We start from the raw sequence: 13,067 nt of genomic DNA, 5'->3' as shown, positions 1-13,067 counted from the left end.
AGCCATAATATGTTATTAAGAAGTTTATTAGTAAAGATTGTTTTTTACATATTTATTTATCTCTACATTTATTTTATTTAGAATTTCTAAAAAACGAAGAAATCCAATTTTTATTAATTAATATTTATTTAAAATTGTAAATTAAGGCCTCAGCCGCTTCCATCACAATCTCACTTAAAGTTAGTTGAGCATGTGGTGTTAATGCAATATCTTCAACTGTCATGCCTGATTCAATTGCTAAACCCATTTCGGCAATTATTTCTGATGCACCATTACCCACGATTTGAGCACCTACTAATACACCATCTTCTTTACGCACCAATAGCCTCAAGAACCCTTTACCTTCATTTGATACAAGTGCACGACCGTTTGCTGAAAATCGGGATTGAATCACTTTTACTTCCATGCCTTCTGCCTTTGCTCGCTCTTCAGTATAACCAACTGTAGCTAATTCAGGATTTGTGAAACAAACTGCTGGAATTGCCAAGTAATCAACAAATGATAGTTCACCAGAGGATAGCTTCAGCAGCTACTTTTCCTTCGTAAAATGCTTTATGTGCAAGCTGTGGACCAGCAATGATATCTCCTATAGCAAAAATGTTCGGAAGGTTAGTACGACATTGTTGATCAACTTTTAATAAACCGCGGTCAGAAAACTCAATACCGATTTTTTCAAAACCCATATTTTCAGTATTAGGACGACGGCCAACCGTTACTAATACGTAATCAGCGTCAACTTTCTTTTTTTCACCACCAATTTCGTAGGTAACAATTACACCATTTTCAACTTCTTCAACACCTTTAGCGGATGCATCTACTATTACTGTAACACCTTTGTTTATAAGGTCTTCTTTCACAATTTGAGTCATTTGTTTATCGAAGCCAGTTAAAATATCTTTACCTCCTTCAATAATTGTTACTATAGAACCGAGGGAAGCGTAAGCAGAGCCCAATTCAGTACCAATGTAACCACCACCGATTACAACCAATTTACTTGGAACTTCAGTTAAACTAAGTGCACCTGTAGAGTTAATCACACGTTTTGTAAATTTAAATGCTGGAATTTCAACTGGGCGTGATCCAGTAGCTATAATTGCATTTTTAAATGTATATGTTTGAGCTGCATCTTTATTGGTTACTCGTAGAGTATTAGCATCCATGAAATAAGCTTCACCTTTTATCACTTCTACTTTATTGCTTTTTAATAACCCTTCTACACCACCTACTAATTTCTTTACAACGTTGTTTTTAAATTCTTGTACTTTTGCAAAATCAACATTTACACCAGAAGAAAAAATACCCATATTTTCTGAATGCTTTGTTTCCTCAAAACGATGACCTACAGAAATAAGTGCCTTAGATGGAATGCAGCCGACGTTAGCACATACGCCACCAAGATTCTCTCTTTCAATAATTGCCACTTGTTTCCCTAATTGTGAAGCTCTTATTGCAGCAACATATCCTCCAGGTCCAGAGCCAATTACGATTGTTTCTATTTCTCTCATATCCTTTTTCACACTCCTCCAAAAATTAGAAACAGGTAGGCCGAAATTGTTCATACTCTACACATTTTTCAATTTACTATTTTGTATTAGTACCATTCTTCTCTCATCCGTTTTTTCATAGTTCCATTATGGAATTTCTATTAAGTGATCACCCCCTCAAAAAAGAAACCGAATAGTCTCTTTTTAGCGATAAAAATTACGGCTTACTTGGCCGTAATTTGTTTTTCCAATTCATCTAAAAGTCGTGACGATACTGTATCAATATAGACTGTATCTTGGTATAAGCGTGACAAGGCAAGTGCTCCTTCAAGAGAAGAAATCCAGATGATAGCAATCTGCTTTGCTTGAGTATCTGGTTTTAACTCTCCTTGCTCAATTCCATACGTAATAATCTTTTCAATTATTCCAAGTAATTGATTCATCGCTATCTGTGCTTGTACTGCCATGAGAGGATGGGAATCATCTGCTTCTAACATTACGTTCATGATTGGACACCCTCCAGGAAGAGGATCATTATTAATGAGAGATGTAAAAACTGAAATAAAAGTTTTTAACTTATCCAACGTATTGGATGCTTTTTTTATCTCTTCAACATAACGCACTCCCATTTGTGAAGTTGCGTGCTGAAAGGCTTGAACAGCCAAGTCATCTTTATTTTTAAAGTGACGATAAATACCACCCTTCTCCAGCCCAGTCTCTCGCATAATATCAGAAATTGAAGAACCACTATAGCCCTTTACATTAAACAGAGCAGAGGAACGATCAAGAATCATTCTTTTTGTTAATTCACCTTTACGCATTGTGTCCTCCTAAAAGAAAACGTTTGGTCTCTTTTAAGTATATGACAAACCGAAAAGAATTAGCAAGAAAAAAATAACAGGGAATATCAATGAGTAAAAAAACAAATGATACACCATCCTTACAAGAATCAGAATAAATACATGAAAAACATCTTTTATTTACAGAGGTTTAGTCTCTGCCAGTCTAGCTGCACTAATTATAGGAGCCCACTGGAAAATTTCATCTCTTAATAAACCTGTTTTTTTGCAATATATATGTAAATACATTTCAGCTAATTCCACTGAATTCTGTGAATACAATAAGTATGTCCGAAACACATCTGCACGAATATCACCTGAACTAGCATCAACCCAATCTATAATTTTCACATCACCATTACTCATAATTAAATTAAACGGATGTAAATCACCATGACATAATCTAGGTTCAAATGTGATTGAATCTAACTTTTTTAATATATTTCCCTTTTGTTTTTCATCCAGATCATGTACGGAGTTAATTTGACGATAAAGCCTTTCTTCCATCGGTTCTATTTCATCCGAGCTCACAGATATAGCATGAATTTTTTGTTGTATACTTACACAAATACTTATGAAATGCTCCGCTTTACTCAAATTATTAAGCAAAAACTCACCAACACTTTCCCCTTCTACATATTCCATAATAATAGCTTGTCTACCTTGTATCTCTGTAACTTCAAATACTTTAGGAACGTATAAACCACATGAATATGCATACTTTTGTTTTCGTGCTTCGGATAGAGATTCTGTATTAGGGAGGTATTCTTTAAACAATTTCACAACTTTATTATCACAAAGATAAATTTCAGCCGTATTTCCTTTGGCTATCGGATTTCCTAGATTCAATTCATTTCTCTCCTTACAGTAAATTAGAATAACGCTTTATAGTCCTCTATAAATTCAGTGTAATTATATTGAAACCCTTCTTCATGAAAATGAAAAAAACTTACCCCTCCCTATAATTATATAGAAAGTGGTAAGTTTAATTTTCTAGGAATATCGGAATGAAACTCCGGTGTATGCAAAACAGAAAATGAATACCCTTGTTGAATAAACAATACTTCAATATGTTTACTTTCAAATGGAACACCATTTTTCTTAAAGTTATTTTGGATTTGTTGTAAAAACGCATGATCCGGTGTTCCGAATGAAACATGTACTTTCGGTGGTAAAGCTTTCATCGTAATGGGAATCCAAGGTCGCTGCCACCAGGTTGCGATGATATATGCAGTGCCACCTATAACAAAGTTGAAAATATCCCCATCTTCCTTCGTTTTCATGTCTAGATTTGATTTCAACCATTCCGTAAATACAGGTACACTTTTAACCGGAAGACCAATTTCCCTTACGTATAAAATGTTTAACGGTGAATGCGGGACTAATACCTCTTCTTTAACATAACTATGTGCGATAATTTCGAGAAGATTTCCATCACCATCTTTAAAGCATAAATTGAATCGACCGTTTTCCTCATCAATTGTATGACCATCTTTCCATTTCACAATGAGTAATCCAGAACCTTCAAGCCATCTTACTGTTTCATGAAATTTTGAATATGGGATCTCAAAAGCGAAATGCGCAGGTGCAATTGGTTCATATACTTCTTGAAAACTAATTGTTGTATACGGTGTTACTTCAAATTGAATATATGATGCGGTTTCTTTTTTTATTGGAAAAGATAATATGTCTTTATAAACTTGTTTTACCCCTTCTATAGAAACCGTTTGTAGTTTTATATCTGATATATGTGTAATCACTTTACATTCCCCCTTGTTTCTTATTATCTATTCTTATTGTATTACACTTATAAATAGATAAAATCAAACCGAAGGGTGGATTTTTCGTGTAAAAACTACAACTTTAGTATGAATATGTTAGCTCCAATTACTTTTTATTTCCTCTATAACAACTTCTGGTTTATCCCAGTGTAATAAATGTGTAGTATCAGAGATTAATTTTACTTTCGCGCCAGTTTTTAACTTGAAAATTTCCACTGTTTTATCTCTATATTCATCCCATATCTGCGGTAGTGTAGCTCGAAGCAATATAATATTAGATGGTAACTTCTCGTAAATATCTATCGTTTCATCTTTATGCATACCTCTTATTATATTACCAGCTGTTGTACCTCTCGCATGCCAACATACTTCATTATCCATTTCAATCCCTAGGTCTTTTACAGCAATTTCTAATAATGGAGACCACCTAGTATAGGCTTCTTTTTCACTTTTGAAAAATCCATCCCAATTATTAAAAATATATTCTTCAAAATCCTTTTCGTAATACGCGATTTCCTCTTCAAGCGTTTCTTCTTGAAGCCTTTTTGTTTGATATCCTCCATCAATAAGAATGCTTCCTAGTACTTTTTCTGGATTATTTAATAAATAAAATAGTGCTACAAAACTTCCCCACGAATGTGATAAAAAATAGAAATGTTCAATTCTCAGTTCATTTATTACTTCATTTAACCAGTTTGCTAAATTCAGCATCTCATAATCTTCCGTTCTTTCAAAGGGCGGTGTTTTACCATGCCCAGGTGCATCAATGGAGATAAATCTATACTCTTCCTTTAATTCTTCTGCAATTTCTATAAAACTTAAACTCGTACTACCTAACCCATGTAAACAAAAGATAACGGGCTTTTCATTGTTTCCCCACTCAGTAATATGTGCGTTTATTTTTTCGTTGTTAATATAGTAAAGTTTCAAAATAATTATCCCCTATATTTCAATTTTCAGATTACCACTTTACCTATTTCTATGATTTTTAAGTTTTCCCTGCATTCTTTTCCACAAAAAAAGCTGATTTTCTTTTAAAGAAAATCAGCTTTTACGTTAAAATACACTATGATTTAACAGCAATAATCATAAACCTTTTTGAATTCGTACGAATACCTTTTTCGGAACTATTAGCGTCAATGAACTTTTGTAAAATATTAAAGTCCTCTTCTTTTTCTCCAAATCTAGGAATAATAGGCGTATGTTTTAATAAAAAAATGAGATCCTCAGGAGTACTGTAATAATCGGTTACATCATATTCACGTACTTGCACGAGTTCAAATCCTGCACTAATAAGTTCACCCATATACTTATCTTTTAACGTACCATCTCTTTCACCTAAGCATTGCCCTCTACCAAATGCTTCTTTAAGATTTAATTTATCATATTCGCTAACTTGTTGTGTTAAGAAAAAAGCACCTTTTTTCATTACTTTTGCCAATTCAGATGCTACAAACGGCGCATGACAACTTGAAGCAATATCAAAATGAGCATGCGGAAACGTTAAAACTTCAGAATCCATTTGGAGAAATTCAACGTTTTGTACACCTGCTTTATTCAAATTAAAATGTGCTGTTTTGATCATTCCATTAGAATTATCTATTCCAATCAGTGATGCAGCTGAAGATGCTATGTTAAGTACATTTTCTCCTCCACCTGTACCAACATCAAGTAAAATATGTGATGGTTTACATCTTACTTTCACTTCACTATAAAAGTCCCAGGTGTCTCCTACAGTCTCACATTTTAGCTTACTAAAATCCCAGCCGTTTTCACTTCCCACTTTATCATAAAAGTTTTTGTACTCTAATTCATTCATTTTATTATTTCCCCTTTGCAAAAATGTATTAAATGTTTATGATGATCCCCGAAATAGACTCAAAGTTGATATTTTCGTAAATCTCCTTTTATATCTGGTACGCATTTTTTCAGCCCCGAACAACTAGTTACTTCGAACGATACAGCATTTCATCTATATCACCTCATCTGGAAGACTCCATATATAATAACCTATAACACTATTTAATTGTATATTATAAAATATAAATTATTAAAACGATATGTTTCGACACATCACATTTAGTTTACATAATAATATTATAGTTTGTTTTTATCGATATATTCTAAATGTCCTCTTCCCCAACCACACATACTATCCAAAACAGTACTAACTGTTTTTCCATGCTCAGTTAAGCTATATTCCACTTTAGGTGGTATTTCTTGATAAATTTCGCGTTTTATTAGTTGATCGTGCTCTAATTCACGAAGCTGCTTCGCTAATGTTCCTTGAGAAATGTCTGGTATTAATCGCTTTAATTCACCAAACCGTTTCGTTCCATCTGTTAATAATATAAATAAAATGAGTGGTTTCCATTTACCTCCGATTATTTGTAATGTTGCTATTACCCCTTTTAATTTCGGATCCTCTAAATTCATTTTCCTCACCACTCCCCCCAGTAATTTTTTATATTATGTATCCATACAACAAGCGATTAGTACGAAATTCGCGACTAAGTACATATAAAGCGCGTACTTTTCAGTAGTCATTTTTTAACGAATAATAAAATTAACACAACTTATTTTAAATCTTATATTAAGGGAGATGTTTAATCATGTCTATTACTGTGTTAAAAGATAAACATATCGTTATCATTGGCGGGAGTTCTGGTATTGGATTAGCAACAGCAAAACAAGCAATTGAACAAGGCGCACATGTTATTATTACAGGCCGTTCAGAAGAAAAATTAATGATTGCTCGAGAAGTAATAAATAACAACCATCTTCAAACCTATGTATTGGATAACCAAGATAAAAACCAATTACAAGATTTTTTCAAGAAAGTTGGGAATTTTGATCATTTATTCACACCAGGGGCCTCTTACACACTTGGACCAATAACTGCTACGGACGATATCGCCGAAAGCAGTTTTATCGGAAAGTTTTGGCCACAATATTATGCCGTAAAATATGCAATTCCTTTTCTCTCAAACTCTGGATCTATCGTATTAATGTCCGGTGCATTTAGTCAAAGGCCACTTAAAGGAGCGCCTGCTTACGGAGCTTGTAATGGCGCTATTGAAAGTTTAGGAAAAGCTTTAGCTGTTGAACTAGCTCCAATTAGAGTTAATGTTGTTTCTCCTGGAACGATACAAAGGAAAAATGAACAAAACGAAAATAGACTAGCTGCTTATGAAGCTTATAAATCTCTTTCTCTTGTACAGAGACCTGGGCATAATGATGAAATTGCACATACTGTCCTGTATTTAATGCAAAATGGCTTTACTACAGGCAATGTATTGTTTCCTGATGGAGGATACACATATCATTAATTTAAGATTCAACTGTAAATTATCTTGAAGGTTTTTATTTAAACACAATTTCCAGTAGGTATAAAATTTTTTAACTTCCTCCACATATTTTTGTAATTTAGTTGATGAATCAAACCGACAAGCCCTTTAGCTATACATTTTTGAGCACAATAAAATAAAAAAAGGCATAAAATATGCCTTTTTTTACTTATTTGTTAATTGGATAACAAACCTCTGTAACCCACTTATTAGGATCCGATTCCATCGCTGGGCTCACATGATAAATATTAAACATCGGGCCTGCTAATTCGTAACCTTCTGTCTCAATCCATTTTGCTGCAGCCTCATTTACAGCTGTCATTTGTTCATAACTTCCATTAACCGTTATAGAAGCTACATGAGTTGATTCTATATTTTTAAATGTAACATCTTTTGTATTTTCATGCTTACCTAAAATACTTAGCTGTATTTCTACATCTACATCATTTTCTTTGTATTCACGATCATGGAAAACCGCAATACTATAACTCGGATGGGCAATATTAATATTTTTCATTTGTATTTCTTGCATTAATATACCCCATAAATCCCCTTCGTGATTATAAGATGGAATAACCTTTCTAACACTAGCTACATTTCTTTCTGGAATTTCCTTTATTGAAATATGATAGTTCATCTCAACAACATCCTCTCTCATCGTTTTCATTGAGTCTTCGAGGAGACGTAATTGTTTTTGGAGGTTATTCATGTCTTCTTTAATTTGAGTACTACGATTTAGAAATTGCTCCTTTATACTATCTATATTATCGCATTCTATTATTTCTTTAATGGTAGCGATATTAAACCCCATATCTTTTAACGTTTGGATTCGATTTACTTTCTTTAATTGAGCTGCTGAATAATATCGATAACCACTTTGCTCATCAACTTTTACTGGCTGTAATAGCTCCACTTTATCGTAATGTCTCAACATACGTATACTAATGGAAGATAGTTTTGAAAAATCTCCAATTTTAAACATGGCTTCCTCCTAAAAATTCTATCTACTTTGAAGCTCAACTTTAGCTTAAACAATGACATTATGTGAGAGTCAACTATTTTTAACAACTTAAATTATATTTCTTCAATTATTTACCCTTATACTTTCTTACTCCTCAAGGCTATAAATATTGATATCAGTCCGTTCACAGCTAATAAAATTACTGTAATACTAGCGAGTAAAGCTACATCCGCTGCAAACAATTTAGTCGTATGCCACGGTGAATTTGTGCAATAAATAAGAAGTGGGATCAAAATAATAGATAATAGTAGAAATATACTCCCAACGAACAGCCTAGTTATTTTTTTACAAGTTTTCTTACGTTTATACTTTTTCACTAACATAATTGATGTAATAATGAGTGAGAGTGTGACTATCGACATAACAATTTGTGTGAATGGTATGTTTTTAGGGATATCACCAGGTTTTTCCCCGTTCAAAATACTAATAATCCCCTTTTTCAATACCGTTAGTGCTGTTTCTTCTAATACATGATTTTTATTCGTTAAAATCACACCAGCCCAGCCGCTTTTATTTAAAATAAACATTTCTGCACGAGCATCGGGCGTTGATCCTGAATGCCAAACCATCGTTTCGCCATCATTTATATTTGTTGTTCTTAATCCAAACCCATAACTTTTTTCTGAATTTATTTTATAAAGCGGTGATAGATAAAGATCCATGCTTTCTTTCTTTAAAAATTGAGTGTACTCTTGGTGATTCAAAAACATTATAAATTGAATCATATCTTCCAAATTCGCGGTAATATAACCATACGGTGCTCCAGCATTATCATAAGACACTACACTTTTTCTTGGTATACCAAACCACGACTGATAACCTGTTAAATAGCCTTTTTCATATGCACTATCTTTATTTGCCGCTGCGCCATTCATTTTTAAAGGCTGAAAAACATGCTTTTCTATATATGAAGAATATGTTTCATTTGTGACTGCCTCAATAAGGGCACCAAGTATCATATAATTTGCATTACTATATTGATACTTTTCCCCTGGTGGGGCATTTAATTTTACTTTTGAAAGTTTCGTTACATTTTCTTTTAATGCTTTAGAACTCTTTAATTGTTTATCTGATAATGCTAAGCCTTCATATGTATTTATTCCACTTGTATGAGTTAGTAGATGTTGGATTGTTATATTTGAAGTTGATTGTGTATCTTTTAGTTTAAACGAAGGAAGATGTTGTTGAACTGGATCCTCTAATTTTATTTTTTTATCTTCTATTAACTTGACTATAGCTAAAGCTGTTAAAGATTTACTTATTGAACCGATTGCAAACGGCGTTTTACTTGTTACCTTTTTTTCAGACTCTCCAGTAATTCCCCACGATTTTGCGAAGAATACATCTTTATGATGTACAATTGCAACAGAAGCTCCTGGAATCTTCTGCTCCTTTATAAATTTTTCAATGTACTTATCTAAAGTAACTTTAATATTTTGCTCAGCATAAACTTTTGGATGTACGATACATAATATTAATACATTACAAAGAATACAAATTTGAAATAGTTTATAGATAGTTTTCTTCATTATACTTTAGATAGCTTTCTTTTTTTATAACTTACTAGGCTAATAAATACTAATATAGAGAGCGTAAAACTAAACATTATTAATATATAGTTCCACCATTGATTCTCTGCTATACGATATAAAAGATTAAAATTAAATGTATTTTTGCTATTAGCTCCGTTAAATGATTCGGTTAAAAATAGTGAAAGTGTAGTTTGTGAGATGAGGTAAGTAATAACTGCGATGAATATGCCACCTAAGATAAATGTGCTCGAATTTCCCTTTTCATTTTGAAGTTGTCTCATTTTAGCTTGTAGGTCAATTTCATTTATTTCTAAAAAATCTTGAACAAATAATTGAGGCGTACCTAGATCATTTATACTATCCTCCCCATTTTCACGACATTCTTGAACATGCTCTAATATTTGTTGCTTAATATTTTCCCTTTCTTCTAAGCTGATATCGTATTGCTCTAATTCCTTAAGTACGTCAGTTAAAAATTGCTTTTCTTTACCGTTTAATTCATTCCTCATTTCAGAAGGTCCCCTTTCAAACCGCTTTTTAATAATATTTGAATATCAGATTGCAATTCTAACCATTCATTAATTTTCTTCTCAAGACGTATTTTCCCGTTTTCATTAATTTCATAATAGATTCTAACTTTACCACTGTCTGTTACTTCTTGATAAGTATTTACCCACTCTTGATTTTTTAACTTAGTTAAAATAGGGTAAATACTTCCTACTCCTTTCAATTTTAAATTGTATACTTCAAGTTCTTTCATAATTTCATAACCATAACTTTTCTTTTTCGACAAAATAGATAACACACACATTTCTAAATGACCTTTAATTAAACTTGTTTTGTCCATAGGATAAATTTAACAGAAATATATACTTCATTCAAGTATATATTTCTGTTAAATTTAAAAATTCTAATAATTATACAATCACTAAAAAAGAAGCATATTCTTTTTGTTATTATCCAAATAACCTAAATTATCATCCCCAAAAGAACATTTTTATACGTCAATAATTACATAATAAATGATCATAATTAACGATTTAAAAATAACTCTCGCAGATAAATGTATTTATATCTTAGAAAGACTAACAAAACTTAAACATAAATGCCAACCTGTAATACCTTTCAGTTTAAAATTTAAGAATAATTTATATTAGTATTACAAATAGATTTTTCTTGCTATATGGGGTAGCGTCAGGATAATGCGGATTTACAACGTTAAGGAAATTCCAAATTAAAAAGCCCAACTTCTCTGCAAAACAAAATAGAGAAAGTGAGCTTTTCAGTTACTTCATTATTTTTATTTGAACTAATATAAAACTGCTAAGTTGATTTTTTAGCTCAGCTATTTATTGAATTCATTAACTGGAAGAAGTATTCAGGTTTATGAGTCTTATTTAGGTTATACCATGAATGTAATGTATCGGGTGCAAATACATCTAATTTTTTCAGTACTTCCATCGCAAATTCCAGAGGAGCTATTCCTGATGCAGTAACTAAATTCGCAGCAGATACCGCGGATCTCAACTCATAGAACTTTTCTCCTTTATAGTTAGGACATACCATTTTAGTGTATTCTAAATTATTACTTGTATGCTTTCTAGTATCTAAGTATCCCATATTCGCAAGGGCCTCAGTTGCACCACAAATTGCAGCAACAATAGTGCCAAGCTTTAAAGCTTGGCCAATTCTTTCCAAGATAGGTTGATGAATTTCTTCACTCCAAGTAGTCCCTCCTGGTAAAATTAAAAGATCTTTACTCTCAAGAGTACATTCATCAAGGGAAATATCTGGTTTTATGCTCAGCCCTCCCATAGTAGTAATCATTTCTTTATTAGCTCCTACTGTAATTACTTTTAAAGGTACTAAATCTTTTTTGAAATATCTTCCTGAGTTTAGTTCAGCAATTAAATATCCATATTCCCAGTCCGACATTGTATTAAATACATATAGAAAAACTTTTTTTGTTTGCATCCAATAACACTCCAATCACAATTGATATAGCTATTATAATATAACTTCCCTGACAGTTAACGTCAGGGAAGTTATATTACTTGATGAAATTTTATTAATTCCGACAGAATTTCAATAAGTCTTTTCTTAAGACTTATTGGCTCAATAACTTTAATAGATTTATTGTACTGTAAAAGTAAATAAGGTACATATGTATGTATTATATCTTTTTCAAGAAGAAAAACTGCTTGATTTGAAGTCCGTTCTTGTAAATAATGTCCTAAAAACCAATGTTGGCAAATATCAGCCAATACACTTTTATCCCCATTAATAACCAAAGAAATAATCCCTTCCTTATCTTCTATAGTTGGAAGAAGATTTTTCATAAAAAAGTCACGTGCTGAAAAATTTTCTGGCCGGTTAAACTTATTTTCGGTTAGCATTAGACTTTCAATTCGATCTACTCTAAAACTACGGATATCATTCCTAAGATGACAAAATCCAATTACATACCACTTATGATTCCAATAGATAATTCTGTACGGATCGACCAATCTATAATTTAATTGCTTTTCGCCACTTTTATAGTAAAGAATTTTTACTGAGCACCCGTCAGCTACGGCCTGCTCCAACTCCTTCAAAAAAGGTTCCATAGAGAGTGAACTTAATCGACTTATTACTTCTAGACTAGTTAAATGTTGGTTTATCTTTGCTTCCTGCTCTTGATTTGAGTATTTACTTAGTTTTGAAATGGCCCTATTTAGTGCTTCACCTCCATAATATCCGGCTTCTTCCGCAAAAACAGCAGCGTGAAATAGTGAAGTTTGCTCCTCAAAATCAAAAAAAAGAGGAGCCTCAATAAAATTGTTCAATAAAGTGTATCCACCGTTATATCCTGGTTCTGAAATTATAGGTACGCCACTTGTTGAAATTGTATCAATATAACGATACACAGTCCTTATATTCATCTCTAACTTTTCTGAAATTTGTTTTGCAGTAATTTTTTTACCTGAGCGAAGCATCCATAGAATTGCTAACATATTGTCAATTTTAGGCATATACTTCCACCTCTATATGGAATTTATTTTCTATTATATATTTCTGATTTTT

13 protein-coding genes and 1 pseudogene are annotated in these 13,067 nt (G+C 32.4%); 1 reads left to right on the top strand and 13 read right to left on the bottom strand.

What is annotated here, in order from left to right; translation table 11 throughout:
* Positions 1-124 precede the first annotated feature (124 nt).
* The 7 genes and pseudogenes from lpdA to AC1DKZ_RS10790 all read right to left on the bottom strand — a co-directional run bounded on the left by lpdA (position 125) and on the right by AC1DKZ_RS10790 (position 6,540).
* A pseudogene (gene lpdA / locus AC1DKZ_RS10820) lies at positions 125-1,505 on the bottom strand (dihydrolipoyl dehydrogenase).
* A gap of 203 nt (positions 1,506-1,708) precedes the next feature.
* Complete coding sequence (locus AC1DKZ_RS10815; RefSeq protein WP_476996199.1) at positions 1,709-2,305, bottom strand: TetR/AcrR family transcriptional regulator; 597 nt, start codon at positions 2,303-2,305, stop codon at positions 1,709-1,711.
* A 159-nt stretch (positions 2,306-2,464) separates the two neighbouring features.
* Positions 2,465-3,172, bottom strand: coding sequence for a phosphotransferase family protein (locus tag AC1DKZ_RS10810; protein ID WP_476996198.1), 708 nt, complete (start codon positions 3,170-3,172; stop codon positions 2,465-2,467).
* A 116-nt stretch (positions 3,173-3,288) separates the two neighbouring features.
* Positions 3,289-4,083 (bottom strand): VOC family protein, encoded by a 795-nt coding sequence (locus AC1DKZ_RS10805; RefSeq protein WP_476996197.1) that lies wholly within the window; start codon positions 4,081-4,083, stop codon positions 3,289-3,291.
* 117 nt (positions 4,084-4,200) lie between these two features.
* The gene (locus AC1DKZ_RS10800; RefSeq protein WP_476996196.1) at positions 4,201-5,034 is read right to left on the bottom strand and encodes an alpha/beta hydrolase; all 834 of its coding nucleotides are present in this window, start codon (positions 5,032-5,034) and stop codon (positions 4,201-4,203) included.
* 136 nt (positions 5,035-5,170) lie between these two features.
* On the bottom strand, positions 5,171-5,923 hold the full coding sequence (locus AC1DKZ_RS10795) for a class I SAM-dependent methyltransferase (RefSeq protein ID WP_476996195.1): 753 nt from the start codon (positions 5,921-5,923) through the stop codon (positions 5,171-5,173).
* Between the two features lie 278 nt (positions 5,924-6,201).
* Complete coding sequence (locus AC1DKZ_RS10790; RefSeq protein ID WP_242246086.1) at positions 6,202-6,540, bottom strand: winged helix-turn-helix transcriptional regulator; 339 nt, start codon at positions 6,538-6,540, stop codon at positions 6,202-6,204.
* 176 nt (positions 6,541-6,716) lie between these two features.
* On the opposite strand from AC1DKZ_RS10790, the gene AC1DKZ_RS10785 reads away from it, so the two are divergent.
* Positions 6,717-7,433: an SDR family oxidoreductase gene (locus tag AC1DKZ_RS10785; RefSeq protein WP_476996194.1), complete on the top strand. Its 717-nt coding sequence runs from the start codon at positions 6,717-6,719 to the stop codon at positions 7,431-7,433.
* Positions 7,434-7,620: 187 nt separating this feature from the next.
* Here AC1DKZ_RS10785 and AC1DKZ_RS10780 read toward each other — a convergent pair whose 3' ends face one another.
* The 6 genes from AC1DKZ_RS10780 to AC1DKZ_RS10755 all read right to left on the bottom strand — a co-directional run bounded on the left by AC1DKZ_RS10780 (position 7,621) and on the right by AC1DKZ_RS10755 (position 13,015).
* On the bottom strand, positions 7,621-8,433 hold the full coding sequence (locus AC1DKZ_RS10780) for a MerR family transcriptional regulator (protein WP_427282809.1): 813 nt from the start codon (positions 8,431-8,433) through the stop codon (positions 7,621-7,623).
* 116 nt (positions 8,434-8,549) lie between these two features.
* Complete coding sequence (locus AC1DKZ_RS10775; protein WP_476996193.1) at positions 8,550-10,001, bottom strand: serine hydrolase domain-containing protein; 1,452 nt, start codon at positions 9,999-10,001, stop codon at positions 8,550-8,552.
* Positions 10,001-10,513 carry a DUF1129 domain-containing protein gene (locus AC1DKZ_RS10770; protein ID WP_001243389.1) on the bottom strand — a complete coding sequence of 171 codons (513 nt, stop codon included), beginning with the start codon at positions 10,511-10,513 and terminating at the stop codon, positions 10,001-10,003. The genes AC1DKZ_RS10775 and AC1DKZ_RS10770 overlap by 1 nt, the downstream gene beginning before the upstream one ends.
* Positions 10,510-10,851, bottom strand: a complete 342-nt coding sequence (locus AC1DKZ_RS10765) for a PadR family transcriptional regulator (protein WP_000361911.1) — start codon at positions 10,849-10,851, stop codon at positions 10,510-10,512. Before AC1DKZ_RS10765 ends, AC1DKZ_RS10770 begins: the two co-directional genes overlap by 4 nt.
* A 494-nt stretch (positions 10,852-11,345) precedes the next feature.
* Entirely contained in the window at positions 11,346-11,978 is a 633-nt protein-coding gene (locus AC1DKZ_RS10760) for a type 1 glutamine amidotransferase family protein (RefSeq protein WP_002136474.1), read from the bottom strand.
* 71 nt (positions 11,979-12,049) lie between these two features.
* On the bottom strand, positions 12,050-13,015 hold the full coding sequence (locus tag AC1DKZ_RS10755; RefSeq protein ID WP_476996192.1) for a helix-turn-helix transcriptional regulator: 966 nt from the start codon (positions 13,013-13,015) through the stop codon (positions 12,050-12,052).
* Between the last annotated feature and the right edge of the window lie 52 nt (positions 13,016-13,067).

The organism is Bacillus sp. 05T21 (assembly GCF_056396785.1).
This window is presented reverse-complemented; position numbering and strand designations above follow the sequence as displayed.

Coding starts and splice junctions, on each gene's coding strand:
- AC1DKZ_RS10815 (WP_476996199.1), bottom strand. CDS start 2,305: ATGCGTAAAGGTGAATTAACAAAAAGAATGATTCTTGATCGTTCCTCT.
- AC1DKZ_RS10795 (WP_476996195.1), bottom strand. CDS start 5,923: ATGAATGAATTAGAGTACAAAAACTTTTATGATAAAGTGGGAAGTGAA.
- AC1DKZ_RS10790 (WP_242246086.1), bottom strand. CDS start 6,540: ATGAATTTAGAGGATCCGAAATTAAAAGGGGTAATAGCAACATTACAA.
- AC1DKZ_RS10785 (WP_476996194.1), top strand. CDS start 6,717: ATGTCTATTACTGTGTTAAAAGATAAACATATCGTTATCATTGGCGGG.
- AC1DKZ_RS10780 (WP_427282809.1), bottom strand. CDS start 8,433: ATGTTTAAAATTGGAGATTTTTCAAAACTATCTTCCATTAGTATACGT.
- AC1DKZ_RS10775 (WP_476996193.1), bottom strand. CDS start 10,001: ATGAAGAAAACTATCTATAAACTATTTCAAATTTGTATTCTTTGTAAT.
- AC1DKZ_RS10770 (WP_001243389.1), bottom strand. CDS start 10,513: ATGAGGAATGAATTAAACGGTAAAGAAAAGCAATTTTTAACTGACGTA.
- AC1DKZ_RS10765 (WP_000361911.1), bottom strand. CDS start 10,851: ATGGACAAAACAAGTTTAATTAAAGGTCATTTAGAAATGTGTGTGTTA.
- AC1DKZ_RS10760 (WP_002136474.1), bottom strand. CDS start 11,978: ATGCAAACAAAAAAAGTTTTTCTATATGTATTTAATACAATGTCGGAC.
- AC1DKZ_RS10755 (WP_476996192.1), bottom strand. CDS start 13,015: ATGCCTAAAATTGACAATATGTTAGCAATTCTATGGATGCTTCGCTCA.